At 35.8% G+C, this 26,783-nt stretch carries 21 protein-coding genes, 2 tRNA genes and 1 pseudogene; 7 read left to right on the top strand and 17 right to left on the bottom strand.

All coding sequences use genetic code 11. The features are described 5' to 3' along the window. Positions 1 to 30: 30 nt before the first annotated feature. The 5 genes from I2E21_RS06730 to I2E21_RS06710 all read right to left on the bottom strand — a co-directional run bounded on the left by I2E21_RS06730 (position 31) and on the right by I2E21_RS06710 (position 6,530). Entirely contained in the window at positions 31 to 3,156 is a 3,126-nt protein-coding gene (locus tag I2E21_RS06730; RefSeq protein WP_195410793.1) for a SpaA isopeptide-forming pilin-related protein, read from the bottom strand. Positions 3,157 to 3,311: 155 nt separating this feature from the next. Further along, entirely contained in the window at positions 3,312 to 4,250 is a 939-nt protein-coding gene (locus I2E21_RS06725) for a hypothetical protein (RefSeq protein ID WP_195410792.1), read from the bottom strand. A gap of 86 nt (positions 4,251 to 4,336) precedes the next feature. After that, positions 4,337 to 4,762, bottom strand: coding sequence for a hypothetical protein (locus tag I2E21_RS06720; RefSeq protein ID WP_195410791.1), 426 nt, complete (start codon positions 4,760 to 4,762; stop codon positions 4,337 to 4,339). Positions 4,763 to 4,838: 76 nt separating this feature from the next. After that, entirely contained in the window at positions 4,839 to 5,687 is an 849-nt protein-coding gene (locus tag I2E21_RS06715; RefSeq protein ID WP_195410790.1) for a hypothetical protein, read from the bottom strand. A 315-nt stretch (positions 5,688 to 6,002) separates the two neighbouring features. Continuing rightward, positions 6,003 to 6,530: a hypothetical protein gene (locus I2E21_RS06710; protein ID WP_195410789.1), complete on the bottom strand. Its 528-nt coding sequence runs from the start codon at positions 6,528 to 6,530 to the stop codon at positions 6,003 to 6,005. A 152-nt stretch (positions 6,531 to 6,682) separates the two neighbouring features. On the opposite strand from I2E21_RS06710, the gene I2E21_RS06705 reads away from it, so the two are divergent. Continuing rightward, the gene (locus I2E21_RS06705; RefSeq protein WP_195410788.1) at positions 6,683 to 7,345 is read left to right on the top strand and encodes a hypothetical protein; all 663 of its coding nucleotides are present in this window, start codon (positions 6,683 to 6,685) and stop codon (positions 7,343 to 7,345) included. A 288-nt stretch (positions 7,346 to 7,633) separates the two neighbouring features. Here I2E21_RS06705 and I2E21_RS06700 read toward each other — a convergent pair whose 3' ends face one another. The 5 genes from I2E21_RS06700 to I2E21_RS06680 all read right to left on the bottom strand — a co-directional run bounded on the left by I2E21_RS06700 (position 7,634) and on the right by I2E21_RS06680 (position 11,713). Further along, on the bottom strand, positions 7,634 to 8,221 hold the full coding sequence (locus I2E21_RS06700; protein WP_177379012.1) for a dockerin type I domain-containing protein: 588 nt from the start codon (positions 8,219 to 8,221) through the stop codon (positions 7,634 to 7,636). Positions 8,222 to 8,306: 85 nt separating this feature from the next. Beyond that, positions 8,307 to 9,557 (bottom strand): ParB/RepB/Spo0J family partition protein, encoded by a 1,251-nt coding sequence (locus I2E21_RS06695; RefSeq protein WP_195410787.1) that lies wholly within the window; start codon positions 9,555 to 9,557, stop codon positions 8,307 to 8,309. Next, complete coding sequence (locus I2E21_RS06690; protein WP_195410786.1) at positions 9,550 to 10,350, bottom strand: ParA family protein; 801 nt, start codon at positions 10,348 to 10,350, stop codon at positions 9,550 to 9,552. The genes I2E21_RS06695 and I2E21_RS06690 overlap by 8 nt, the downstream gene beginning before the upstream one ends. Positions 10,351 to 10,453: 103 nt before the next feature. Then, entirely contained in the window at positions 10,454 to 11,479 is a 1,026-nt protein-coding gene (locus tag I2E21_RS06685; protein ID WP_195410785.1) for an ArdC-like ssDNA-binding domain-containing protein, read from the bottom strand. Between the two features lie 12 nt (positions 11,480 to 11,491). Further along, entirely contained in the window at positions 11,492 to 11,713 is a 222-nt protein-coding gene (locus tag I2E21_RS06680; RefSeq protein WP_195410784.1) for a hypothetical protein, read from the bottom strand. A 115-nt stretch (positions 11,714 to 11,828) separates the two neighbouring features. On the opposite strand from I2E21_RS06680, the gene I2E21_RS06675 reads away from it, so the two are divergent. The 3 genes from I2E21_RS06675 to I2E21_RS06665 all read left to right on the top strand — a co-directional run bounded on the left by I2E21_RS06675 (position 11,829) and on the right by I2E21_RS06665 (position 12,988). Then, a complete protein-coding gene (locus tag I2E21_RS06675) occupies positions 11,829 to 12,746 on the top strand; it encodes a tyrosine-type recombinase/integrase (protein ID WP_195410783.1) in 918 nt (305 codons plus the stop codon). After that, positions 12,722 to 12,784 (top strand) — tRNA-Ser (locus tag I2E21_RS06670). Before I2E21_RS06675 ends, I2E21_RS06670 begins: the two co-directional genes overlap by 25 nt. Before the next feature lie 129 nt (positions 12,785 to 12,913). Next, positions 12,914 to 12,988 (top strand) — tRNA-Gln (locus I2E21_RS06665). A gap of 463 nt (positions 12,989 to 13,451) precedes the next feature. Here I2E21_RS06665 and I2E21_RS06660 read toward each other — a convergent pair. The 3 genes and pseudogenes from I2E21_RS06660 to I2E21_RS06650 all read right to left on the bottom strand — a co-directional run. After that, positions 13,452 to 14,048 (bottom strand): annotated as a pseudogene (locus tag I2E21_RS06660) (IS256 family transposase); the annotation flags it as partial. 265 nt (positions 14,049 to 14,313) lie between these two features. Continuing rightward, entirely contained in the window at positions 14,314 to 15,612 is a 1,299-nt protein-coding gene (locus I2E21_RS06655; RefSeq protein ID WP_195410782.1) for a GHKL domain-containing protein, read from the bottom strand. Continuing rightward, on the bottom strand, positions 15,609 to 16,328 hold the full coding sequence (locus I2E21_RS06650; protein WP_022234588.1) for a LytTR family DNA-binding domain-containing protein: 720 nt from the start codon (positions 16,326 to 16,328) through the stop codon (positions 15,609 to 15,611). Before I2E21_RS06650 ends, I2E21_RS06655 begins: the two co-directional genes overlap by 4 nt. Before the next feature lie 296 nt (positions 16,329 to 16,624). Between I2E21_RS06650 and I2E21_RS06645 the strand changes: the two genes are divergently transcribed. Then, complete coding sequence (locus I2E21_RS06645) at positions 16,625 to 17,173, top strand: T6SS immunity protein Tdi1 domain-containing protein (protein WP_195410781.1); 549 nt, start codon at positions 16,625 to 16,627, stop codon at positions 17,171 to 17,173. A 755-nt stretch (positions 17,174 to 17,928) separates the two neighbouring features. On the opposite strand, the gene I2E21_RS06640 is transcribed toward I2E21_RS06645, so the two are convergent. Further along, positions 17,929 to 19,221: a UDP-N-acetylglucosamine 1-carboxyvinyltransferase gene (locus I2E21_RS06640; RefSeq protein WP_186936338.1), complete on the bottom strand. Its 1,293-nt coding sequence runs from the start codon at positions 19,219 to 19,221 to the stop codon at positions 17,929 to 17,931. Between the two features lie 599 nt (positions 19,222 to 19,820). On the opposite strand from I2E21_RS06640, the gene I2E21_RS06635 reads away from it, so the two are divergent. Further along, positions 19,821 to 20,138: a metalloregulator ArsR/SmtB family transcription factor gene (locus I2E21_RS06635; protein WP_022234585.1), complete on the top strand. Its 318-nt coding sequence runs from the start codon at positions 19,821 to 19,823 to the stop codon at positions 20,136 to 20,138. A 14-nt stretch (positions 20,139 to 20,152) separates the two neighbouring features. Beyond that, positions 20,153 to 22,507: a heavy metal translocating P-type ATPase gene (locus I2E21_RS06630; protein ID WP_195410780.1), complete on the top strand. Its 2,355-nt coding sequence runs from the start codon at positions 20,153 to 20,155 to the stop codon at positions 22,505 to 22,507. Positions 22,508 to 22,740: 233 nt separating this feature from the next. On the opposite strand, the gene I2E21_RS06625 is transcribed toward I2E21_RS06630, so the two are convergent. The 3 genes from I2E21_RS06625 to I2E21_RS06615 are packed head-to-tail and all read right to left on the bottom strand — an operon-like array spanning position 22,741 to position 26,567. Further along, a complete protein-coding gene (locus tag I2E21_RS06625) occupies positions 22,741 to 23,385 on the bottom strand; it encodes a redox-sensing transcriptional repressor Rex (RefSeq protein WP_186936336.1) in 645 nt (214 codons plus the stop codon). A gap of 39 nt (positions 23,386 to 23,424) precedes the next feature. Continuing rightward, positions 23,425 to 24,636 carry an NADP-dependent isocitrate dehydrogenase gene (locus I2E21_RS06620; RefSeq protein WP_186936335.1) on the bottom strand — a complete coding sequence of 404 codons (1,212 nt, stop codon included), beginning with the start codon at positions 24,634 to 24,636 and terminating at the stop codon, positions 23,425 to 23,427. After that, positions 24,636 to 26,567, bottom strand: coding sequence for an aconitate hydratase (locus I2E21_RS06615; protein ID WP_195410779.1), 1,932 nt, complete (start codon positions 26,565 to 26,567; stop codon positions 24,636 to 24,638). Before I2E21_RS06615 ends, I2E21_RS06620 begins: the two co-directional genes overlap by 1 nt. Positions 26,568 to 26,783 lie beyond the last annotated feature (216 nt).

Here is a 26,783-nt window from a genome sequence, read left to right as displayed (position 1 = left end):
TGTCCGTTGTATGGAAAAAGCCCAACAGATTTACTGTTGAGCCTTTTTGCCGATGCTTTTTTTCTTCTTTCTTATACCTAAACCAATAGCACCTACCAATATTGTAAATGCTAATACAGCGGCGCCGATTTCAATGTACATCGGTCTGTTGTTGCCTGTTCCGCCGGTTTCAGGAATGAAGACGCTGTTATTCTTAACCGTAAGCTGTATATCAAGTGTATCTAAGCTGTCGGGCGAAATGGTAAAGTTAATCTTGCCTGCATACGGCATATTACCTTTGCTGTCTGTTTCAATGAAGTAATAATCACCGGGCAAGAGGTTATTTACAATAATTCTGCCGTCGCTGTCGGTAACGAGCTTTGTTACCGTATCAGCCGTCTTGCTGTCGGCAGCTTCGTACATAATACTGCTGTTTTTATTTATAACATTAACAATGCCTGTTTTTGTGTTGTAGAGTTCAAACTCAATACCCTCAAGCGGATTGCCGTTGCCGTCTGTTTTTAAAAGCTCTACACTGCCACGCTTGAGCAGGTTTTTCATCGTAACTACAAAGCTTTTGCCGTCCTCAAGTGTAACTGTCTGAGCCGCAGGCTTTACATACTTAGCAGGGAAGTAATATGTACCGTCTGCATTTTTAAAACCTAATTCATCAATTGTGTATTTAACCTTTTCATTGCTTGTGTTATACACCGCAAGATTGGTAAGATGAGCAGTGCCGTCCTCGCCTGTTACAAGCACCTTATTTGTTTTGCCGTCATCAGACTTTACCGAGAAGTAAAAGCCGCTTACAATGCCGTCCTCAGACTCTTTTTGAACGATTAAGCCTGTCTTTTGCAGTCTGTTTGCAAAATAAAATGAAAGAGTAACATTTTCCTTTAGCGTAACGGTTTTTTTAGCAGGAGGAATATATCTGTCAGGTATCGAGTATGTACCGTCTGCATTTTTGTAGCTAAGCTCTGTGATTATGTATTTTACATATTCTCCGCTTGCTTTGTAAACAGGCAAGTTGCTGAGCGTTGCTGCACCGTCTATGCCCTTGCTTTTTGTTACTATGTTTTCGTCTGTCACTCCGTCATCAGACTTGACATTAAACCATACATCCTTAGCAGTATTAGCTCCTCGCTTACTGTCATCAGCGGTTTTGTAGATTGTAAGATTGCCGTAAACGGTATCTCGTGGTTCAGGCACTTCAATCTCATTAAATGTTGTGATTGAGCCTGTGGCTTCATCAACCTTAATTTGTCGGATAAACAATTCAGGATTGATTTTGTAGCCTGTCGGGGCTTTGGTTTCCTGAACGGTGAAAGTGCCAAGAGGAAGTGTAGGATCACCGTTTTCGTCATAATACAATAAATCATTTTTTGTGTTTGGAGAAAGATATTTTTCATCTAAACGGGTACGACCATTATCATCTGTTATTAATACCCACTTGCGTTCAGGCTCAAGTCCTGCAAGCTCGCTTTCAGTATAATAATAGCCTTTGTAAAATTTAAAAGTAAACTCAGCACCAGCCATATTTACTGTTTGACCTGTAATAGCGTCTTTTTTCTGTAGTAATATACGAACAGGGTCATTCTTTGGAGTATTTGAAATAGTAGCACCTAAGAGAGCATAACCGCCTGATGTGCCCTCTAATAGTTCAAGCTGAACAGGGCGTTTATATCTTTCAAAACCCTTACCTGCTTTTGTTTCGACTGCATAAAGTGTATCACTATATGTGATTTTATAAAGTTCAGAGTTTGAATTGGCATCCCAATTAATTCCGTCCTTTGAAATAGCTTTAGTATTGCCTAAACTATCTGTTCTAAAGTATCTGAGTATTTTATCCGTCTTTGTATTATCAGAAAAATACTCGTAAGCACTTCTCTCGTTAGGAAATACTGCAATCTCAGTGCCGTCAAGGTCGTAGCAATCGTTGTTCTCTGTTAAAGAAGGTTCACTGCTTACTTTTTTTAGGTTGAGCTTAACGATTTCGGTATCAGATAGTTGAAGAATATCAAGTATTCTTTCGTTATTGCAATCGTCTGTTGTGACTGTAACATTGTATTTCTTGTCGCTAAGAGCGAAGTAACCGTTTGCCGGTGCTTTTGTTTCCTTGAGGTAATACTGACCTGAAACAAGCTCAAAGTAATTCTTTGTAATCCAGTCCTGATTGGAGTACGAATACTTAATTTTAGCAATGTTACCGTTTTTATCAAGCTCCGCAACTGCAACTACTTTGTTATCATCACTATACAAGGTGTACTGTGCACCTGCAAAATTCAAGTAATCTTTATCAGTTGTCTGTTCTGTCAGGTTCTTGATTTCTTCGCTTGTACCTGACTTTTCAAGATATAATTTAGCTTTTTTCGGTATTCTTACTATTAAGTGCTGACAAAAAGTGCCGTCTTTGCCTTTTGGCTGTGTAATATAGTAATTGTTGGTTGCACAACTACGCTTGATAGCTGAATAATCACCTGTGGATTTTACTATATTCTTTGTGTAATCTACTAAGCGATTAATCATTGTGTTAACATCTTTGTAGTTGTTCCAAGTTTTCCAAGATGTACCGTCATTTACAAGCTCGTGATAAAGCTGTGAGAGCGTATAATGCGATAAGAAATAATACTTATCTTCTCGTGTATTCATCTTACTAAATAAAGATGAATACACACCGTCAATAAATCCGTCCATTATGGACTTAGCGGATTTACCGCCGTTCTCGAATGTTGAGAAATAATCTCCGTAACCGCCGTAAAGAACACTCAGACCTACTATAAGAGCCCTTTCTTTTTCATCAGTCGAATTAGGGTCAAGTTTTATTACTTCTTTACCTGTATCACCCGAAAACTGCGTAAACTCCATAGTCTTGCCGTCTGTCTTTTGTGCCGGCAACTGTGGGTCAATACAATAACCGACCTCACCGTTGATAAGGAATTTATATGCGTCAAGTTTGCCTGCACTTCCGTTGTCAATAAGGACTAACGGTTTTTCCGAAGATTGAATCAATACCTTGCCGCCGATTTCACTAAGCCCCGTATATGAATAAGCACTTGCCGAAATATTAGCAACAGGTAGCATAGCAAAGATTGTTGTTAATGCAACTGCCAATGATGTCAGCTTTTTAGGCTTGCAAAAGGAAATAATCGCCGACTTTAGCTTTTTAAATTTGTTCATAAAACTCTCCTTTCAATGAGATAGTATATTTTTCTTTCTGTTGGTGGACTCCTTTTTCCGCTCATAATACCGCTCCTTTTCTTTATAGGTATGAAAAAAGCAGTCAAGCTCTTGCTTAACTGCTTTAATTGATGTGTTTAATTTTCATATATATATTAATACCAACCTGCTGCTCTTACGAGAGTTGTTTTTGTTTCATAATGACCTTTTTCAGGCTCGTTGACTGTTTCATAACCAACTATTTCATCAACAGTTTCAATACGATAGCTAAAATCTTCACCATTTGGAAGATGAACTGCATCATCGTGTTCATCAATATGACCTGTTATCTCAACTCCGCATATGTTGCAAATTGTCGCACGATGACTTTCAATGATTGGTCGCTGCCAAGTGTAACCCTCTTCATCAACTACCCACACTTTTTCGGTTTTGTACTCTGCATCGTACCAAGTTTTTCCCTCGTGCGGGTCTTTTGTTGCAGGCTGTGTAGCCGGTGCAGGCTTACTTGAAGATGATGAGCCGGAGCCGCTTGACGGCTTGCTCTGACTTGAGTTGCTTGATGAACCGCCTGACGGTTTACTCTGACTTGATGAACCGCTTGAGCCTGAATTGCTTGCAGGCTTGTTTGTGCTGCCTGATGAGCCGTTGCTCTTGCTTGTCTGACCGTTGCCGCCATTGTTATTATTGTTGTTAGTCTGATTGCTGTTGCCGTTGCTGTTATTGTTGCTCTGACCGCCGTTGTTCTGCTTGTTGTCGGTCTTTGCTGCATTCTGTGCATTAACTTCCGTAGCTTTTTCCGACTTCTCCGCAGGCTGTGTCTGCTTAACCTCAACAACCTTAGTTGCTTCTTCAATATGTGTATTGCCCTGACTGTCCGTCACAACCTGTGTAACAGTCTGAACAGATGTAGCGATTACCTCATCAGCCGTTGCAACAGGCTGTTTATTTCCGCAAGCGGTCAGCATAGCAATAATGACCGCCGCCACCGTTACTGCCGCAACCGCAACAATACCAATAGCCTTTTTCTTATTCGTTTTTTTCTCTGCTGATTCATTCGTATTTGTAATGTTTGTGTTCATTTCCTGTGTAGTCATACTTCTGACCCCTTTCGTATATGTCTTTATATCTTAATTTTACAATTCACATTTTTGTTTGTCAATAATTTGTTTATTAATAATTTTTATCTATCTTTGTTTTCAATCCATAGCGTTCTTATTTGAATGGGGAGAGATACAAGTATTGCAACAAAAAATATTGGAATTGATTCACTTATAGATAAATACATAGCAAATGTCATCAATAACAGTGTTGGAAAAGTGTATGTTCCATCTTGTAATCTTTTAACACTATTATAAAATATCAAAAAGGCTGATAAAAATATAATAGATAACCATAAGTGCAAGTCTAAGTCCATCAGTATATAATAGAAGAATTGACATACGCAAGAGAAAGCAATAGTTTCCGAACTGATTTTTTTGTTTTTGTTTTTTACTGTAATCCATAAAATTTTGATAATACATATCACTATAATTAAATTTGCTATAATTAAAAGGTATGGAGCTACAGAACTAAAAAGTATTTTATATATTATTTCTCTTTCTTGCATATAGCTAATCTCCTTATTTCATATAATAAAAAAACAGTCAAGTTTTTATACTTAACTGCTTAAATGTGATATAAAATTATTTTGTTAAACGCAATCCTGAAATTTTAATATATCCAATTTCATCTGTTATATATCTGTCATCGGCAAATACGGTAAAACAAATTTCTTTTATTTCTTTCCATGAATCCCGGGAAGACATTTTTGCTAATGGTATAATGTGATGCTTGTTTTCAAGCGGAAAGTCGATAAATTGACTTTGCTGTACATTCTTTATTTGAAATTGCACTAATTTAATACTTTGAGAAGTATCAAGTGAAAATTCTAAATTATAATTTTCATCGTAGTAATTTTCTAAATTTATAAAAGGGGTAAAAGAAAGTAAAATCATTGCAAATTGGCATCCGGGCAATTGCTTTACTTTTTCGGGCATTGTAATCTTTGCTTTAATAACAGGGCCGTTACTTTCGTTTTCTATATTACAAATATCTCTTGTTACATCATACGATTTTACAATTTGTATTGGACAATATTCATTAAATCTATCGGTAAGATAAAATGTACTGTTATTTGTTTCTTTGGGCTTTTGTGAGTTATTATAATTATTAATAACATCACCTTCAATATTACCGAATACATTACCGTTTACAACACCTATATTTTGAGAAACAGTTGGCTTTATGTATTTAGCAAATTCTAATTCTTTTTGGATTTCTTCGTCAATATTAATATATTCTTTAAGTAATCCTTCGGATTTCAAATATACATCAGGTGTATTATTTATATATTTACATATTTTATCAAGTGATTTATCGTCCAGTATCCAATTTGATAATTTGTTTTTGAGAAAGTCTTTTGTAACAGAAGTTCCCTTCTTTATTAAATCCCAAACTGCACTGCTTACAATTCCGGAAGTTAGTTCATTCATAGTATCCCTCTTTTTATTAATGTGTTGTCATATTGACTTTTAAATTTTTATAATATATAATGTAGTTACAGAGGAAACCGTTTAAAGCGGTTAGCCGAAATTGTTTAATTAATTATAAAAATAATCGTTCAACAAGTTTTAGCGGGCTGTTGGGCGATTATTTTTTTATGTATTTAATGATCTCAAGAAGTTCTACTAACAAAATAATCAGTAATACTAACTCGGTCATACATATCACCCCCCTTATTCGGGAGTGCTAACCGCCTTATATCCTCTGCAACTACTCCATAAAGCCTTTAGGCTGAATGGCAGGTATTACATATGTTGTGTAAAATTATTGTTAAAATGTTGTGCTTGATTTAATTCTGACTGCAATTCAAGTATTTGTTTCTGTTGCTCAACAGATAGTGTTTGCAATCGTTCAACTTCTTTCATTAAGTTGTTGATAGATTCCACATAATTTTTTATGCTGCGTTGCTCATCAGTTAGATTTTCATATTTATATTTACTCCTTTCAATTTCTTTAATAAGCATTTTATCGACATTATTTAATAAACTGTAAATTTGGTTATCATTATTTTCTAATGATTTTTGTGCCTTTTCTATGTTTTGTTGTGTATCTTTATTTTCGCTACGAACTAAGTCCTTAACTTTTTCGTTGTCAGTACTTAAATCTTTTTGGCCTTCTTTTATTGATTTATGTTCATTAGATAACTCCTTGTTGCTTTTTACTGATTTAACTATATCAATGATAACTCCGGTTAAAAGTACAAGGCAACTGCAAAAAACAACCCAATCCATCATATTGCCCCAATTTATCGATTCATCTATATTAAAGTGCATATATTTCACCTCTATTCTACAATTAACATTTTTGTTTGTCAATCACATTATTTCTATTAAACAATGTGATTGACAAAGTTTTCTGACTTTTTTACATTAATAATTTGCATGTGATATAATATGTATATCAAAAAATTAAGGAGATGTTATTTTTGAAAATTAATGAATTAAACGAGTATGCTTATGAACATTTTTTCGAAATTGATGATTTAAAGAAATCTTATTATAAGTACACTCAGTTACACCAAGTAGTCGAAAGGTGCCAACATATTGAAAAAATCGACAAAAGGAAAATCAACAGATTAATTAAGGAGTTTAAATGTATATGCAAAAAATTAATTAAGCGTGATGAAAATTTTGATATTGAAGAGTACACATTATATATGCAGGCATTAGTTACCATTAATGTGAAAATTCAGAAAATATTATCCGATTGGAGATACCGAAAAAATAAAGAAATATCTGATATTGAAAAAGAATACAAAAAGGTTAATAATTACTTATCTTATGCTAATTCGTCTTTTGATGTTATTTTGAATAATCATACGACACTTTTTATTTTGCTTTCATTTGCTGCGTTTGTGTTTGGTGGATTAATTTTCTATATTGCAATTCGAAGCATTTTAGGAACACTATTAAATTTGTTGCTTTTAGTTATAGCGTTTCTGATATACTTTTTTTATAACAAAAGTATAATGCGTAGCTTTAATATCGACTATATAAATAGAACAATAAGTAAAAATACATATATAAAATCATCCAAAATAAAGAAAGCTAATAGAAACTTAAAATACATTTTAAATTTCAAGAAATAAAAATATCATACCTGTGATTTCAACTGCAAACCAGGTAACCGACATTAATATTCCGTATTTGTCTATATATTTTATTTTCCTGTAAATTTTAACAGTGTTGTAAAGTGAAATTGCTATAAAAATCGGTGAAATAATTATTATAATAAGTAATAGTATAATCATAAATTTCCTTTCATTTATATAATAAATTATGTTTAGTACAAACACTGCAGTTCCGCACTAACTGCAGTGTTTCTTCATTTTAATAAAAGGAGAAGGGGTATGTAAGGTGCGGTTTATTCTTTAATTTCACTTAAACTGAATTGACTTGAATTTTGGACAATTATAAAATGAATTGCTCCACTTGAGGTTTTTATTATAAGCATAAACAGTTGTAAGTTTGCTGCAATTATTGAAAGCTTTATCGTTAAGCTTTCCGATATTTTGAGGCAAAGTTACTGTTGCGATTTTTGAATTGTTTGAAAATGTATTAGAACCGATTTCGGTAACTACATAGTTGTATCCGGGGAGAAATCCCGGTACTGTTACATTTGTATCATTGCCAAAATATGATTGAGAAATCAACTTTGAATTACTGCTCATTTGAAATATAAAATCACCATACACAATGATTGATTTTGAAAGATACTGTTGCAATAAAGATATATCGTTAATGTCTAATTTTCCGTTGCGGTCAAAATCAGCATATGCCGAGTAAAATTTCATATCTTTATATCCTGCGAGATATTGCTGAATTAATGATACATCTACAATATTAATTATGCCGTCAAGGTTTACATCACCAATTTTCGGTGCTGCGTTTACCGGTGATGATAATAATGCTGTTGATAAGCTAAGTACTGCTAATGAAGCACAAATTATTCTTTTGATTTTCATATTTACCTCCTTGTGGGTGTTGGGCTGTTCCAAATGTTTTGAAACAGCCCTGTATTTCTATCATCGGGGAACGATGAGAAGAAAACTATGTATTTGATATAAGTTCAACGAGTTTTTCTTTTGGAAAGAATTTTCTTAAATATCTGCGTATAAACTCATCAAGTTCATTGTAAGCAACTGTATATTTATTATTGTTAAGATAAAATTCAAGCTGCTTTTTAAGAAACTTTAATTTGTATTCGCAATTTTGATATTCCTGATATGGAACATAATTTTGCGTATTACCGCTTGCAGAAAAATTCTTAAATCGTTGACTAAACATATTAACTGATTCGGCAGTGGTAGGAAATGCAGTTGCATAATATTTTAATACCGAGCTTGTACAGTTTAAAACTGTAGCCGATAAGGTCATAATCAGTTCGTTCGGTAACTGCTCTTTTTCCTTTAAGTGTCCCACCGTGGGACACTTGCGGTTGCTTGTTTCAGGATTAATTACCTTTTCAGATGAATTATTAACTTTTTCTTTCTCTGCTTCAAGAGGTTCAATTCCAATATTTTCTTCTTCAATATCAGCTTCTTCAAATAATACCGGCACATCAACTTTTGGATAAAAGATTTCTTGCAGATTGTCAGGTTCAAGTCTTATTCTTCTTGCAATGTCTTTATCAATCTTTTGGCAAACCGAGGCATTATTAAGAATAAAATTAAGCAATGAGATCTGTTGTTCCTCTGAAAGGAATGAAAGTTCATATCCTGCGCCTACTGTAATTGCTCCGCTGTCAACTTTGTTAAGTAAAGGTTTAATGAGATATGTAAGTCTGATGTGTCGATGAACAGCTTTTCTGTTTGTGTTGTTTTGCTCTGCTATAGCTGATACGGTAGATTTACTGCCAAGTTTTTTTAATAGTTCGGATTGTTCCGCATAACTGAAAGCAAGTTCGGAGGGAAGGTAGTCAGTGTTACGGTCATTATTAGTGGCCAATAAGATTAGTCTTTGCTTGTCCGGGTCGGTTTCGTTTTTTATTATTGCTTTAACAGATTTTTGCCCATTCAGTAGGCATGCTCTTTTTCTGTGTCTGCCTGCAAGTAAAACATATCTGCCTTCTTTTTTTGACTTCACAACAGTAACAGGGTCAATCTGTCCTATATGTTTCATACTTTCTGCTATGTTTTCAATTTTGTCTTGATGTATGCTTTGTGGCTGATCGTCTATTTCATCAATCAGAGATATGTCAATTTCTACAACTTGATTTTCCGTGCTTCCGCCGAGCAATTCAGAGTATGCCTGCTCCGGGGTTTTTAATATTTGCTTTTTGGGTTTAAAAAAATCAGGCATTTTCACATTCCTCCATAATCCTATGTGCAGCTTCTATATACTGAGCACCTACAACTGATTTGCAGTCTGAAACGCTGCTACGATGAAAACCTACTGAGTTTTTTGTTTCTGTTCTATATGATATATATGTATTAAAAACAAGATCGTTATAACTTTCTTTAAGTGCGTTGTAAATTGTAGCGGAATGTCTTGTATTAGTCTGATACATAGTAACAAGCATTCCAAGAAGATATTTACGAATATCGGTATCTTTCTTAATTCGCATAAAACTGTCAAGCATTTGTTCTACGCCCTCATAACTGAGTAAATCTGCCTGAACAGGAATAAGCAGCTTATCACAAGCGTTGAGAACATTTGTAACAAGCAAATCAAGAGCAGTTTGACAATCAAATATAATGTAATCGTAATTTTCGTTAAAGTAGTCATTTTCAAAAATTCTTGAAATTACAGTTGAACTGTTATCATCTGCAGCAATAATTCCAAGCATACCGGCAAGCAAGTTAATTGACGGTATAAAGTCAAAGTTTTCTTTTTCACAATAACGAATACAATTTTTAAAATTTACATTTTGTTTTGTAACTGTGCTGAAAATAATATCGGATGTTGTAGGCTTGCCATCGGCTTCCCAATTAAGCCAGTTTGATAAATGGTGCTGTGGGTCGCAATCAACAAGTAATACTCTGCGATCATTAACAGCAAGTGCTGCTCCGAGATTTAATACAGTTGTAGTTTTTCCTACTCCACCTTTTTGATTTGATACTGCAATTTTTATTGCTTTGTTATTTTCTTTCATTTTTCGTTCCCCCGATTAAATGATAAATTTTTTACTAAGTGTCCCACCGTGGGACACTTGTTTGTTTGAGTAATAAAAAAGACTGCCAAAAACGCAGTCATAATTACATCATCATAGCCATTCCCATATCGGGCATTGCTATTTGATTTGGTAAAATGGGTTGTGTCACCTGTGCAGCCTGAACATTTTTAATTGATTGTGTAAGTTCAGGTTTTAGACTATTGTTGATATTATCCGCAACTGATTTATATGCTCTGTGAGAGTGATCAAGTGATTTTGTAATGTCAGCCGAAGAGATATTTTTGTCTGCACACATTGTTTTGTATTGATCGGCAAGATGTCTTTGCCTGCTCTCAGGTATTTGCAAGCCAAAGTATGACTGCAACATTACCGATGTTGCGTCAGCTTCAAATTCCATTTGAGCTTCACTTTTAATTTGAGTTTTATCAAGCTCTTTATGTAAAATAGCGTGTGCGGTTTCGTGTGTAAGTACTGATAATTTTGTTGAATCGTCAAACATACCGCTAAGCGAAATTGAATTGCTTGCAGGATCAAAGAAGCCTCGCAGTGATACTGAATTAAATTGATTTTCGTGTACTTTACAATTCAACTCTTTTTCGCAATATGTTTTCATAAGTTCGTATAGCTGTTTATGCTGTTCTGATGTGTAACCAAGATCGAAATATTTAGGATAATCTTCTTTAGGACAATTTGTTTGTGCTATGTCAAAAACAGTACCGACTTTAAAATGTATTCGTTGCTCTGCCTCAATTCTATGTTGCTTGTAAGCCTCTTTCTGTTCTTTTGTAGCTTTACTGAGAGGAACAGGGCTGCCGTCAATATTAAGGTATGTCTTTATAGTTGGCACAAGTATTTTCATTCCGTGTTCGCCACGCTTAACCGAATAACCCATATCCTGATATGCTTTATAGCTGTTACAAAACATTGCACCCGGATTTTGCTGATAAATAAGCATTGTGTTTCTTGAACTGTAGTTATAAAAACGAGTTGAAAATTGCAAGTATTCAATCATATTCTGCGGATTATCTTTAAAGTTCTTAGCAAGTTCAATGACCTTTTGTTTCATTTCTTCTTTTGTCTGTTCTGATTTTGCCGGATCGTAAGCCAAATTCAACACCTCTCAATCTGCATATTGATTTATAATCCCTTTTTGTACATCATACGGCAATTCTGCAATACTTGTTAAATCTTTTGGAGAAATAGTTTCTCCTATTTCAATAAGATTTTCGGGTATTTCACAGAAAAATAATTTACCGTCCTCACGCTTGACAATAAGTTTATCTTCATAATATCCGACAACCTCGTTGTCTGTGTATGGTTCTTCAAAACTTAATATACTCATAGCTGCCTCCTGTTTTTTATATAAAAAAGACCTCATAAACAAAGTTGTTGAATATTGACCATATTATTACAATATGTTACAATATTGTTACCTGATTGCTTACGAGGTGTATTTTATGACTTTATGTGCTGCTTATCAGCAGTTCTTGAAAGAAAAAATTTCTGAAGGTGTAACTGAACAAACTTTAAAATATTATAAATATAATTTACCGAAGTTCATTGAATGGTGTGTAGATAACAAAATAGAAAATGTCGAAGATGTTTATACTCATTTATTTGAAGATTACAAACTCTATTTAATTGAAAATAAAAACGGTACTAAAAAAATATCACTGCAAACTTATACAAGAGCAGTGAAAACATTTTTATTATGGTTAAATGAAAATGAGTTCATTCAAAACGTGGGTAAGTTGAAACTTATTAAAGCTGAAATTGCCAATATAGTTCCTTTGTCAGATGTAGAAGTAAAAATACTTCTCAATAATTTTGATAACTCATACTTTGGTATTCGCAATAAATTAATGGTAATGTTTATGCTTGATTCAGGTCTGAGAAGAGGAGAAGTAGTAAGTCTTGAATCAAAAAACATATTTATGCATAACAACACTATGTTAGTGCAAGGTAAAGGAGAAAAAGAGCGATTAGTACCTTTTGGTGAAGAAACTAAGCGATATATTAATCGTTATTCACACATGAGAAACGAATATGAAAAACGCTTTTTCCAAAAAGAAGATGGTACACCGATTACCGATAATACAATCAAGATGTATTTTCAAGATTTAAAAGAAAGTACAGGAATTATCAGATTGCACCCTCACTTACTTCGCCACACTTTTGCGACTAACTATATCCTTTATGGCGGTGATGTTGAAGAACTGCGAATATTGCTCGGACACACAAGTTTACAAATGACAATGAAATATGTGCATTTAGCTACACAACAAAGAATACTAAATCAGCGTTATCATAGTCATATTGATAAATTATTTTGTCAATATGATAATAAATTGGCTCAATATAGTGGTAGCTTTTAATCAAGGTGTCCGGAGTTCGAATCTCCGATGGGTCACCATAAAGCCGCAAGGTACAATGCCTTTGCGGCTTTACTTATATAAATGTAAAAGACACTGTCGGTAATTTGCACAAACAACTTTTTTAAGCTCGCTAATCAGAATAAGCGTTTTACACAAAAATTATATATTGGGCTGTCGCCAAGCGGTAAGGCAACGGACTTTGACTCCGTCATGCGTGGGTTCGAATCCCGCCAGCCCAGCCAAAAGCACTGATTTTTTATAGTCAGTGCTTTTCTTTTTTGCTTGCCAAAAAGTCAAGGTGTCTAAGTCAAGGTGTCTAAATGGCTGTCAAATCTATTATTAACTAATTGCATTTGTGCAGCCAAATGAATATATATTTGAGTGATTGAGATAGAACTATGACCGAGTAGAACGCACTTTTGGCTTAGAATTAAAATAAACAGTAAAAGTATTGAGATAGAACTATGACCGAGTAGAACCCTGAGGACTTCAAGATTACCGCCCTGGATGAGCTTGTAAAATAAAGTGTGTAAGTTAAAAAATAGCTTGCACACTTTTTCAATTTCGGGAAAGTGTGTTACAATGAAAGAAAGGAAAAAGGAATGAACGAAATGGCAAAAAGAGAGAAAGCACACGGGGCGAGAACCTCGCAAAGCAAATTATGGGACATTATAATCCGAAAAGCGTTGCAGATATGCAGGACGCCTTGCCCCACTTGTCCTTGAACAAAATCAGGTTGTTCATAGCTTCTTCCTCGCTGATTGCTTGATATACTTTCTTGAGGTCAACCATCAGCTCCTTGATGTGTTTGTAGCTGACAAACCTTGTGCTTGAGCGTATCTGATGAATGATGCAACGCTGGATTTGTGCGTTCGGAAAAGCCGCTTCAATAGCTTGTCTGAAACCTGTCAGACCGTCAACGCAGAACAGAAATACATCTTTAATTCCACGGGTTTTGAGCTTGTTCAACACATTCAGCCAGAATTTACTGCTCTCATTTTCGCCAATCCATATGCCGAGAATATCTTTCTGGCCGTCGAGATTGATGCCTAAAACTACATATGCAGCCTTCGTGATATACTGATGATTTTCCTTGATTTTGTAATGAATTGCATCCATAAAAACGAACGGATATACTGCTTCAAGAGGTCGATTTTGTCATGCAGTCACATCGGGCATAATCTTCTCGCTGATTTTGCTGACAAGCTTGGGAGAGATTTCTACATCATACAGATTTTTGATTTGTTCGGAAATATCATACTGGCTCATTCCGCAGGCATAAAGTGAGAGAATTTTCTCATCATTTCTGCCGGTGCTTTTGCCATTAAAAAAACTTCCTTTCAAGCTTTAATTTTTCTATTTCCATTATTGCTTGAAAGGAAGCTTATTATTCACTTTTACACAAACTTTTCGGCGGTATCCAAACGAATCGGCTACGGTTACGTGATGATGATTTCTTCTTTACCTTGATTCGCTATCTTTCTATTCCTTCTGTCCGTTCACCATCCCGCAAAAAATCGTGATGAACCACTTTTTTTATCAGTCATCGCTTTTTTGTGTTATTGTTTTATTTAATTTTCAAAACAACTGCGAGAGTGAATTTCATATTTTCAGGGTCAAAATTATGACTTACATTACCATTGTATTGTTTTGCTATTCGTTCTATACTTTTTATTCCGTAGCCGTGAATAAATTTATTGCTTTTGGTTGTTTGCAATTTGCCGTCCTTAAGATTAGGAGCAGTTGTGCAGTAATTCCATATGTTGATTACAATATAGTTTGTATTCGTTTGCTTAACTGTAAGCTCAATTTTTTTGTTATCGGCATTTTGCGTTGCCTCGAGAGCGTTTTCAAGAATATTATCAAGTAATGATGTTATATCGTTATTTGAAATGCAAGAAAAATCTATATCTCGAATATCGCAGTAGAAGTCAATCTCTTTATCTTTGCAAGCACTGACATATCTGTTTATGATTGCATTTATAAGTTTGTTATCGCTGTATTTCTTTAAGTATTTAATCTGATAATCTTCATACAGACTGTCAATGTATTTATTTATGCTTTCAAAGTCTTTTTCGTTTGAAAGTTCTTTTATTGAAAGCAAGTGGCGTTTTATATCGTGAATTAAAATATTAGAATTTTCGTATTGATTTTGCAAAATAGAGTAATATTCGGTATCAATTTCTGATTTTTGCTTTTGCAGCTTTAGCGCCGTGTTTTCGTATTGAGTTTTCAATACGTCTTCGTGTACAAGAAAAACAACTATATTTGAATACATTAAAAGCAGAGCGCCTACCGCAAACAAAACATATGTAAATTCGTCAAGTTTATAGTTAAGCGAAATGTATGACATACCGCATATGATAAGTATTGACGCCATCGGCAGAAAGAAAAGCATATTTGTTTTATTTAGCTTCAAATTTTCTTTATTTTCTTTGACAGAAATTTTAGATACAAAGTATGCAATAAAAAAGAAAAATAACTGCGAGCTGCCGCTTAATAAGAAAAATATCATACCGTTCTCAGTGATTCCTTTAATATCAATATTAAAAGTTACCATTACAAGGAACAGCAGAGTCATTTTTGTTATGAGAGTTATAGATGTGAGAAGAATTGAAGTAAATATTGCTTGAAAAACATTTGTGTTAAAGCAAAAAATACACAGCAACAGATTGCAAGCTAAAAATGCTACAATATTTGAATATTCCACACCTATCGTATTTATTATAAATTGCAGTGCAGCAGACAATGAAAAACATAAAAATAAACCCATATTGCTCATTTTCTGAGCAAATTTGCCGGAAATAAATATGTAAGAAATGATTGCCTCAAATACCGTTACCATCGCATAGCTGAAAATTATCATACAATACCTCCCGCAAAATCAAAAAAGGCTTTTTTAAATTCTGCGTATTTTCTTTGCGAAATGCAATGCTCCATAAGATTCTCATTGGCCCCCTGAAATGTAATTGAACTTTTATCAAAGTTAATTACATTCTGTAAGTTTACGATATAGCTTTTATGCGATTGGACAAAGCAGTTAGGCTGATTGATTATTTCGTACCATTCGGCAGGTTTCTTATTGGTTTCGTATGATTTGTATTTAGTAACGATAAGTGAACCGTGTTTTCTGTTTTCAATATAGAGAATATCCCTTGTTTTTACGGTGAAAATTTCGTCATATTTTTCTATTATAATACTTTTACTGATTTTCTTGTAATAGTCAACGGCTTCAAGAAAATTTCTGTTAAACCTTTCAGTGTCAATCGGCTTTGAAAGATATCTGAAAACCTGAATTTTCATTGCACTGTCAAGGTAAGCCGGATATGAGGTAAGAATCATAATAATAATGTCGGGGTTTAATTGTTTTAATCTTTCCGATACCTCAAGTCCGTTTACGGCAGGCATTTGAACATCGACTATAGCGATGTCGTAAGAATGTTTTTCTTTAAATATAAAATCACCGCAGGTACGCATATCTATATTAAATTCAATTTTATAGTTTTTTTGAAGATTACTTATAAGTGACCGTACTTTTTCGAGTATTGATTTATCATCATCACAAAGCAGAATATTAAGCACCGAAATTCCCCCTTTAGAAGATATTATACAACATAATTTTTAATTTGTCATATAAAAAACATCACTTTTGACTTTTTTTAATGCGTTTTTGCCCAAACTGTAACAAATGAAAATCCTTGTGCTATAATAAAATCAGTAAATAAAGGAAAAACAAGTACATTTAGAAGTTTTGTATTTAGCAGTTTTGATTATGGCACTTCACAGCTACTTCATACATCTGCGATATGATGTGTGAAGTAAAGCGGTGCTGTGCAACGGTACGGAGGTTTGTATAAAATAAAAAGGGAGAAATACTCTTGAATACAGTTGCATTACAGGATTTTCAATCATATGCAAAAGTTAATGACAATGTTATTAACAAATTCAAGAATAAAATTCCTGAAAATTTGCTTAAAATTTGGCAAAATTACGGATTAGACACTTCTATGAACGGATATATTAAAGTGATTAATCCCGATGATTATCAAAGTATAATTGATAATACATACTTTCCGTATAAAGACGCAGTTCCCATTTTTGTAACTGCCTTTGGTGACATAATTACCTTGGAAAGCGGCGAGTATATAAGTATAATGTATCTTCGCTACGGAAAATGTGAACTGATGCTCAAAGATTTTGATTTCTTTTTAAAAAGACTTGCAGACAAGAGCTTTTTAAACGAATTTTTTTCTTTGAATCAGTATTATAAAGCTGTTAACGAACATGGAAATTTGTTGTATATAGAGTGTTTTGGTTATATGCCTTTATTAGCGCTCGGTGGGGACGAAGACACCGATAATCTGAAAAAATTTCAGATACTGGAGCACATAGCGTTGATAAATTCATATTTCCTCATACTGATGTAAATCCGTTCTGCCTGACATCTTGAGATTTATAAAAATTGAGTAATCGGCAATATTGATGTTTAAAGAGAGAGGGAACAAGATGTTAGGCAACGAGATTTAATTTTAAATTTGATAGTATCTTATATGTTTTAGTGGTATCTGCAGTTAATGAGGATACTGCTTTTTTTATTTATATTGTTATAAAATTTATAGGCTCTATGTCAATAGTTGGGGTAAATTATGGTTTAACGGTATGATTTACCAAACAATTATAAAAGTTTGGTCGACCTTTTCAAAGGTCGTGGGTGTGGGCAAAGCCCACAAATACTTTCCGCTTACGCAATCTAACAATAGCCAAACAGCTCGCTGTTCGGCGGCTTGAACACAACGGCGTTAGCCTTTAAAAATGCGATAGCAACAAGAAAAGAAATTCGTTATTTCATTAATAAAATATAGTTTTTTTAGTGGCTGTCGCCTGTTTTAACAAACTTGGTTTTAGCACGCAAACAGCGTGGCTGTTTGCGCCTGATAAATTGTTATATCGGAAGATTTTTATGGGCGCTGCCCAAACCCGCAATTTTTGAAAAAATTGAGTAAACTTTTTTGTTTTTGGGAGGATAATTTAGCTTTAGCTAAATTTCAATGCCCGACCGACACTCCGCTAAACCATAATTTACACAAACGATTAGTATTGAATTTTGATAAATAATCTAATTTATTATGAAAAAACCGCTTGAGCTATAAAACTCAAGCGGTTAAATCTTTATATTTAATTATTAAGCACGAAGTTCGTCTTCGTTATCGCCTGCATAATAAACTTTTTTGATGTCAGCACCCAATGCTCTGAATTTTTCAATTACATCTTCATAGCCACGCTCAATGTACTGGATACTTGAAATTTCAGTAACACCGTTAATTTCAAGTGCCGCAATAATCATTGCTGCACCGGCTCTTAGATCGGTAGCTTTTACAGGAGCTGCTGTAAGCGGAGATCCGCCCTCAATAATTGCAAGTCTGCCCTCAACAGAAATGTGTGCACCCATTCTAACAAGCTCACTTACATACTGATAACGATTATCCCATACATTTTCATTTATAATGCTTGTACCCGGTACACTTACAAGAAGTGCGGCAAATTGCGGCTGACAGTCAGTAGGGAAACCGGGATGTGGCATAGTCTTAATATTACAACGCTTTAAAGGATTCTTTGTAGCGTCAATTTTGATAGCCTCATCGTATTCGGTAATTACAACACCCATTTCACGGAGTTTAGCTGTAATTGATTCAAGGTGCTTTGGAGTAATGTTATTTACTGTAATGCAACCTCTTGTAGCAGCTGCCGCACACATATATGTGCCTGCCTCAATCTGATCCGGAATAATCGAATATGTTATGCCGTGGAGATATTTTACGCCACGGATTTTAATAACATCTGTACCTGCGCCTCTTACATCTGCGCCCATTGAATTAAGAAAGTTAGCGAGGTCAACAATATGCGGTTCTCTTGCGGCATTTTCAATGATAGTCATACCCTCGGCTTTAGATGCCGCAAGCATAATATTCATTGTAGCGCCTACAGATACTACATCAAGGTAAATATGCTCACCGTGAAGATTATCAGCATCTGCCTCAATAATTGCGCCGTCAACAAGCTGTGTTACTGCGCCCATAGCTTCAAAGCCTTTTAAATGCTGATCAATCGGACGAACACCGAAGTTACAACCACCAGGTAAAGCAACCTGAGCTTTACCGCATCTGCCAAGAAGAGCACCGAGAAGGTAATAAGATGCTCTCATACCTCTTACAAGTTCTGTTGTTGCAGAGTGAGTTGAAATATGAGTCGGGTCTATATAAAGTGATGATTTATTAATTCTTCTTACCTGTGCACCCATCTGCTGAAGAATTCTGCTTATAAGTGAAACATCGCTGATGTTAGGTATATTTTCAATCTGACAAGGCTCGTCACAAAGGATTACTGCCGGGATAATTGCTACTGCGGCGTTTTTTGCACCGCTTATATTTACTTCACCAAAAAGCGGCTTACCGCCGTTTACTACAAACTTTTCCAAACCGTTACACTCCAATTCCATATACTGTACATTCACAATAACGAATATGTGAGTTTACATAATCTAAATCTAAATAAAAGTGCGTGCCAAAAAACAGCAACATTGATTGCTGTAAAAATGAGTATCTGCCATATTACTCAACTGATAATAGTATATCCACAAATATATTACATTTTCTTAAAACACACATTTTGCAGCATTACAACAAGGTAACACTAACATTCCTATACAGAAAATGATACTACAAAATTGTAGTAAAGTCAACGCATATTTGGAATTGTAACATATTTTTATCTAAAATGTACTCAAATTAAATAAATGAAATCAAGTTTATTCTTATTATGACTAAGCAAGATTACATACTTGTAATTATTCTTATAAAAAATAATACTGCTGTCATAATTGCAATACGGAATTAAAATCTTGCAATATTTTTCAGGATATAATTGCATATATAATGTAGGAAATTCTGAAAAATATTTAAATATTTACCAAATAATTTTTTTAATTGTATTGACAATTACTTTTTTATGTGCTATACTCAAGTTAACATATGAACATATAAACATATGAACAGATTAATAAACGGAGATAGGAATATGGCAGAACTAAATGAAAAGAAAGAAAAAGAAATTCCTGATTTGGAAGTGCTGTTTGATTTAGCGGATCTTTTTAAAGTATTCGGCGATTCGACAAGAATCAGAATAATGTTTGCAATTTCCGATAATGAGATGTCGGTGCTTAGTATTGCAGAGGCTTTAAATATGGAGCAAAGCACTATTTCTCATCAGTTGAGAGTATTAAGACAAAACAAACTTGTTAGGGTCAGAAGAGAGGGGAAGCAAATTTATTATACTCTTGATGACGACCATGTTAAAAAAATTATTGAAATGGGACTTGATCATGTTCTCGAGTAAGGAGGGTGTTTTTTATGAAATATAATTTTACACTTGAAAATCTTAACTGTGCGCATTGTGCGGGAAAGATAGAGAATAAATTAGCCGAAACAGACGGTTATGAGAATGTAAATTTCAACTTTGCAAATAAAAAACTCGTACTTGAGTGTTCAGATGATGTAACAGCGCAAGACATACAGGCGGTTTGTGACAGCATCGAAGACGGTGTAGAAGTTATTGATAATACAAAGAGAAAGAATTTAAAGCAGTACACTTTCACACTTGAAAATCTCAACTGTGCGCACTGTGCAGGAAAGATAGAGAAGAAATTAGCCGAAACAGACGGCTATGAGAATGTTAATTTCAATTTTGCAAATAAAAAACTTGTGTTTGAGTCGGCAGAGGATGTAACGGCACAGGACATACAGGCAGTTTGTGACAGCATTGGAGACGGTGTAGAAGTTATTGATAACAATGTAAAAGAAAACACCGTAACTGCCGAAAAGGTAAATTCAGCCAAGAAAGATAAAAAGGTTGAAATAAAGAATGAACTTATTTCTATTATTACAGCGGCTGTGCTTGGTGTAGCGGCTTTCGGTCTTGAACTTACTGTATTTTCTGATGCTGAATTCGGTACTGTAGGTTGGTTTGTTCTACTCGGACTAAGCCTTGTTGCCACTGTTTTGTCAGGTTGGAGAACATTTATTAAAGGCGTAAAATCGGTGTTTAAATTAGAGATAGATGAAACTACATTGCTTACAATTGCTGTTATTGCGGCATTTGCGTTAGGCGAGTTTGTAGAGGCGGCTATGGTTACTATTCTCTTTGCAGTCGGCGAAATTGTAGAAGAGAAAGCAGTATCTGCATCGAGAAGTGATATTGCAAAACTTGCGCAGATTCGTCCCGATAATGCAACCGTACTTATAAACGGCAAGGAAGTTGTAAAAGCCGCCGAGGATGTTAAAATAGGCAGTACAATTGTAGTTAAACCACACGAAAGAGTACCGCTTGATGGTGTTATTACTAAAGGAAATACTACTCTTGATACTTCGGCGCTTACAGGTGAGAGTGTTCCTGTCGATGCAGAGGCAGGCAGTGAAGTTATGAGCGGTATGATTAACGGCAATTCTCTTATAGAAATAAAAACTACTAAGGAATTTGGCGACAGTACAGCGGCAAGAATTATTAAACTTGTTGAAGATGCAGCAGCTACAAAGGGACAGAGTGAAAAGCTTATCAGCCGTTTTGCAGCTGTTTACACACCGATTATTATACTTATTTCTATTGTAGTTGCTATTGTTCCTCCGCTTGTGGGGCTTGGCAGTTTCAGCACATGGATTTATCGTGCTTTGGTTTGTCTTGTTGCATCTTGCCCTTGTGCAATCGTAATTTCGGTTCCGCTTTCTTATTATTCGGGTCTTGGCGCATCATCAAAAATCAGCGTTCTTATTAAGGGCGGCAAGTATATCGAAGCTCTTGCAAAGGCTGACGCTTTTGTATTTGACAAGACAGGTACACTTACAACAGGCGAGCTTTCTGTAAACAAAGTTTTTGCTTACGGCAATCATACTTCATCTGAAATTATTGCACTTGCAGCCGCTTGTGAAAGATATTCTTCACATCCGATTGCTATGGCAATAAAAAATAAGGCAGAAAAGGAAAACTTACCTGAACTTTCAGATTACAGCGAAAAGGCAGGACAGGGAGTTACAGCTGTATATAACGGCAAAGCTCTTGTATGCGGCGGCACAAAGGTTTTAAGCGATAAACAAAAGGTAAATGCAGAAAAAACCGCATCTGTATATGTAATCTACGACGGTGAATTAATCGGTGCAATCTCTGTTAGCGATACATTAAGACCGGAGGCAAAGAGTGTAATTGCAGAGTTAAGAAAACTCGGTGTTAAAGACAGTGTAATGCTTACGGGTGATAAAAAAGAAAATGCAATGGATATTGCAAATGAACTTAAACTTGATTCTTATTCGGCAGAGCTTATGCCGTCAGATAAACTTGAAAAACTTATAGATATAAAGAAAACTCATAAGTCTGTATGCTTTATCGGTGACGGTATCAATGATGCCCCTGTTCTTACTGCAAGCGATTGCGGTTTTGCAATGGGATTCGGCAGTGAGGCTGCTATTGAGGCGGCAGATGCTGTGCTTGCGGCAGGTAATTTAAAACAGTTACCGTTGTCTGTCGGAATAGCAAAGAAAGTTGTTGCTACTGTAAAGACAAACATTACATTTGCACTTGGTGTAAAGACAATTGTAATTATCCTTGCAATACTCGGTATCGCTCCGATGTGGTTGTCTGTAATAGCAGATACAGGCGTAAGCGTACTTTGCGTACTTTATGCTGCAAGACTTCTTCATACAGTTGATAAAAAGTAATTTATAAATAGATAGATTTCCTCTCATAAAAACTACCGCATTCCGATTGGAGTGCGGTAGTTAATTGTTGCTTTTTTATTAAATTAATTGGAGTGAATTATTATTTTGCTTAACTCGTGCACTAAACCATAAATTACCCCAACTATTGACATTGAACCTTTTAACTTTGTGATAAACTAAGTTAAGCATAATTAAAAGGCTGTTCCGCAAGATAGGGAACAGCCTTTATTTAATTATAAGATTTTATCTCGGTTATTCATTTTGTAACATAAGGTCATAAGACTGTCACTTAGGTGTACATTTTCAACAAGGGTGTCGCTGTACTTTCTTGCAATGTCATAGTGACTGAAATTCCAATAGTTCTTTATGCCGTAGCCATAAAGTTTGTCAAGTACATTTTCTACACATACTCTCGGAATACACAAAAACGCTGTATTGATTTTGTTGTTTTGACAGAACTCGTCAAGCAGACTGTCGTGCATTATTGTAAGATTATTCAGCTTTTTGCCAACTTTTTCTTCGTTACAGTCAAAACAGGCGATAAGTTCAAAGCCGAGCTTTTCAAAGTTCATATGCTTGGCAACCGCTTTACCGAGGTTGCCGGCACCGATAAGTATAGCTTTATAATTATTGTTAAGACCAAGAATATTTTGTATTTCTTCCTTAAGCTGAGAAACACTGTAACCGTAGCCCTGTTGACCGAATCCACCAAAGCAGTTAAGATCCTGTCTTACCTGAGAAGCGGTTACATTCATAATTTCAGCCAGTTTTGTAGATGAAATTTTATCAATGTTTTGTTCGTTAAGCTCAGACAAGAAACGATAATATCTGGGCAGTCTTCTGATTACAGACATTGAAATGTTGTCATTTCTGGACATTGTACTTTAACCTTACTCCTTTAACCGAATTGTGTTTGCTTATGCAAGTGAAGCGGCAAGATGCTCGTTTATTGCAAGCAAGAAATCTTCTGAATTAACCTTTTTCTTGTTTTCAAGAGTTGAAATAGCATAAAGGTCGCCTGTCATAATGCCGTCTTCAATAGTGTCGATAGTAGCTTTCTCAAGCTTGTCCGCAAAGTTCATAAGTTCAGGAAGATTATCAAGCTCGCCACGCTTTCTGAGAGCGCCTGTCCAAGCAAAGAGAGTTGCAACAGAGTTTGTGGAAGTTTCCTCGCCCTTAAGATACTTATAATAATGGCGCTGAACTGTACCGTGTGCAGCTTCATACTCATAAACACCGTCAGGTGAAACAAGTACGCTTGTCATCATAGCAAGTGAGCCGAAAGCAGTAGCAATCATATCGCTCATTACATCGCCGTCATAGTTTTTGCAAGCCCACATATAGCCACCCTCACTTCTGATAACTCTTGCTACAGCGTCATCAATAAGTGTGTAGAAATATGTAATGCCTGCCTGCTCAAATTTCTCTTTGTATTCATTCTCAAAGATTTCAGCAAAAAGATCCTTAAATCTGTGGTCGTACTTCTTGCTGATTGTATCTTTTGTAGCAAACCATACATCAAGTTTCTGGTCGAGTGCATAGTTAAAACATGAACGGGCAAATGAAGAAATACTCTTGTCAAGGTTGTGCATACCCTGAATGATACCGTCTGTCTTGAAATCAAAGATTGTACTTCTTTCTTCTGTACCGTCAGGCTTGGTAACGCAAAGTTCAGCCTTGCTGCCCGCCTTAACAACCATTTCTGTATTTTTGTAAACATCACCGTAAGCGTGGCGGGCAATACAGATTGGCTTTTTCCATGTAGGAATGTATGGAGTGATACCCTTTACAAGGATAGGACTTCTGAATACTGTACCGTCAAGGATAGCACGGATTGTGCCATTTGGTGATTTCCACATCTGCTTGAGGTTGTACTCGTCCATTCTTGCAGCGTTTGGTGTGATTGTAGCACACTTTACGGCAACGCCGTATTTCTTTGTAGCCTCTGCACTGTCAACAGTAACCTGGTCATCTGTTTTGTTTCTGTTTTCAAGACCGAGGTCATAATACTCGCTCTTTAAATCAATGTATGGGTAAATAAGAATGTCTTTGATTTTCTGCCAAAGAACTCTTGTCATTTCGTCGCCATCCATCTCAACGATGGGGGTGGTCATTTTAATTTTATCCATTAGCTGTTCTCCTTTGTATAGTCAAGCAAACCGCCTGCAAGAATGATTGCTCTTGTTCTGTCTGAAAGCTCACAGTCGGCAATAACGGTTTCGCCTGTTGTTTTGTTTACAACCGTTACGGCAGAGCCGTCTGCAATTTCTTTCTTAACATTCGGAAGCTCAAGCATATCACCAAGTTTAATTTTATCGTAATCTGCAGGATTTTGGAAAGTAAGTGGAAGAATACCTGCGTTAATGAGGTTACTCTTATGAATTCTTGCAAAACTCTTTACAAGAACTGCCTTAACGCCGAGGAAGAGCGGAGCGAGTGCTGCGTGCTCTCTTGATGAACCCTGACCGTAGTTTTCGCCGCCTACGATAATGCTCTTGCCGAGAGTTTTTGCTCTTTCAGGAAATTCCTTATCACATACTGTAAAGCAGTGCTGTGAAATAGCCGGAATATTTGAACGGAGCGGAAGAATCTTTGCACCGGCAGGCATAATGTGATCGGTTGTAATGTTGTCGCCAACCTTAAGTGAGCAAGATGCCTCTATAGAATCTGTAAGAGGGCTTGTCTTAGGATATTCCTTAATGTTTGGTCCTCTTAAGATTTCAACATTGTCCATTTCCTCAACAGGAGCAGGAGCAATAACCATATTATCATTAATGAGGAACTTCTCGGGAAGTTCAATTTCTGCGGCAGGACCAAGTTTTCTTGGGTCTGTAAATACACCTGCAAGTGCCGAAACAGCAGCTGTTTCAGGAGATACGAGGTAAATCTGACCGTCAGCTGTACCGCTTCTGCCCTCAAAGTTACGGTTGAAAGTACGGAGTGAAATACCCTTGCTGTTAGGTGACTGTCCCATACCGATACATGGACCGCAGGCACTTTCAAGAATTCTTGCGCCGGCAGCAATCATATCGGCAAGTGCGCCGTTCATAGCAAGCATATTGAATACCTGCTTACTGCCCGGAGCAATAGCAAGTGAAACGCCGTCTGCAACTGTTTTGCCCTTTAAGATATGGGCAACTCTCATAAGGTCAAGATAACTTGAGTTTGTGCAAGAACCGATACATACCTGGTCAATCTTCTGACCCTCAAGCTCGCTGATCGGTTTAACATTATCAGGTGAATGTGGGCAAGCGGCGAGCGGTTCAAGCTCCGAAAGGTTAATTTCAATAACCTCATCGTAAACTGCGTCTGCGTCTGCGCTTAACTCTGTGTAATCTTCTTCTCTGCCTTGAGCTTTAAGGAATTCTCTTGTGATTTCATCAGAAGGGAATACGGATGTTGTAGCGCCGAGCTCAGCACCCATATTTGTAATTGTAGCACGCTCCGGAACTGTAAGTGTTTTGACACCTTCGCCGCCGTACTCAACAATTTTGCCGACGCCGCCCTTAACGCTCATAACTCTTAATACTGCAAGAATAATATCCTTTGCAGAAACCCATGGGCTGAGTTTACCCGTAAGATTAACTCTTACCATCTTAGGCATTGTGATGTAATATGCACCGCCGCCCATAGCAACAGCAACATCAAGACCGCCTGCACCGATAGCAAGCATTCCGATACCGCCGCCTGTAGGTGTGTGGCTGTCGGAACCGATTAATGTTTTGCCCGGCTTACCGAATCTTTCAAGGTGTACCTGGTGGCAAATACCGTTGCCCGGTCTTGAAAAATAAATGCCGTGCTTTTTACATACAGACTGAATAAATCTGTGGTCGTCGGCATTTTCAAAACCTGTCTGCAATGTATTGTGGTCTATATATGCAACGCTCTTTTCGGTTTTGACTCTCGGAATACCCATAGCCTCGTATTCTATGTAAGCCATTGTGCCTGTTGCGTCCTGTGTAAGAGTCTGGTCAATGCGTAAGCCGATGTCGTTGCCGACAACCATTTCGCCGCATACCAAATGCTCTTTAATAATTTTCTGTGCAATTGTGTAGCCCATTTGATTACCTCCGCAAAAAGTATTTTGTGGTATTTGCATTATTAAAAGCAATAACCCGTGTACATTAATTGCCCATTATAAGGCAATTATTAGTATCTATTATATAACATTTTTCTTCTTATGTAAAGTAAAAATGGATGTAAATACGAAAATTTGCGATTTTGGCACTATCTGTTGTTTATTTTTAAAAATAAATTGAATTTTCAACATTTAGGT

Source organism: Ruminococcus sp. BSD2780120874_150323_B10, from assembly GCF_015553695.1.
GTDB classification, from domain to species: domain Bacteria; phylum Bacillota; class Clostridia; order Oscillospirales; family Acutalibacteraceae; genus Ruminococcoides; species Ruminococcoides intestinale_A.
The sequence above is the reverse complement of the archived record's forward strand: the minus strand, read 5'-3'. Positions and strand labels throughout refer to the sequence as shown.

Excerpts from the sequence above, each read along its gene's own strand:
- I2E21_RS06730 (WP_195410793.1), bottom strand. The coding sequence starts at position 3,156 with ATGAACAAATTTAAAAAGCTAAAGTCGGCGATTATTTCCTTTTGCAAG.
- I2E21_RS06725 (WP_195410792.1), bottom strand. The coding sequence starts at position 4,250 with ATGACTACACAGGAAATGAACACAAACATTACAAATACGAATGAATCA.
- I2E21_RS06720 (WP_195410791.1), bottom strand. The coding sequence starts at position 4,762 with ATGCAAGAAAGAGAAATAATATATAAAATACTTTTTAGTTCTGTAGCT.
- I2E21_RS06715 (WP_195410790.1), bottom strand. The coding sequence starts at position 5,687 with ATGAATGAACTAACTTCCGGAATTGTAAGCAGTGCAGTTTGGGATTTA.
- I2E21_RS06710 (WP_195410789.1), bottom strand. The coding sequence starts at position 6,530 with ATGCACTTTAATATAGATGAATCGATAAATTGGGGCAATATGATGGAT.
- I2E21_RS06700 (WP_177379012.1), bottom strand. The coding sequence starts at position 8,221 with ATGAAAATCAAAAGAATAATTTGTGCTTCATTAGCAGTACTTAGCTTA.
- I2E21_RS06695 (WP_195410787.1), bottom strand. The coding sequence starts at position 9,557 with ATGCCTGATTTTTTTAAACCCAAAAAGCAAATATTAAAAACCCCGGAG.
- I2E21_RS06690 (WP_195410786.1), bottom strand. The coding sequence starts at position 10,350 with ATGAAAGAAAATAACAAAGCAATAAAAATTGCAGTATCAAATCAAAAA.
- I2E21_RS06680 (WP_195410784.1), bottom strand. The coding sequence starts at position 11,713 with ATGAGTATATTAAGTTTTGAAGAACCATACACAGACAACGAGGTTGTC.
- I2E21_RS06675 (WP_195410783.1), top strand. The coding sequence starts at position 11,829 with ATGACTTTATGTGCTGCTTATCAGCAGTTCTTGAAAGAAAAAATTTCT.
- I2E21_RS06655 (WP_195410782.1), bottom strand. The coding sequence starts at position 15,612 with ATGATAATTTTCAGCTATGCGATGGTAACGGTATTTGAGGCAATCATT.
- I2E21_RS06635 (WP_022234585.1), top strand. The coding sequence starts at position 19,821 with ATGGCAGAACTAAATGAAAAGAAAGAAAAAGAAATTCCTGATTTGGAA.
- I2E21_RS06630 (WP_195410780.1), top strand. The coding sequence starts at position 20,153 with ATGAAATATAATTTTACACTTGAAAATCTTAACTGTGCGCATTGTGCG.
- I2E21_RS06625 (WP_186936336.1), bottom strand. The coding sequence starts at position 23,385 with ATGTCCAGAAATGACAACATTTCAATGTCTGTAATCAGAAGACTGCCC.
- I2E21_RS06620 (WP_186936335.1), bottom strand. The coding sequence starts at position 24,636 with ATGGATAAAATTAAAATGACCACCCCCATCGTTGAGATGGATGGCGAC.
- I2E21_RS06615 (WP_195410779.1), bottom strand. The coding sequence starts at position 26,567 with ATGGGCTACACAATTGCACAGAAAATTATTAAAGAGCATTTGGTATGC.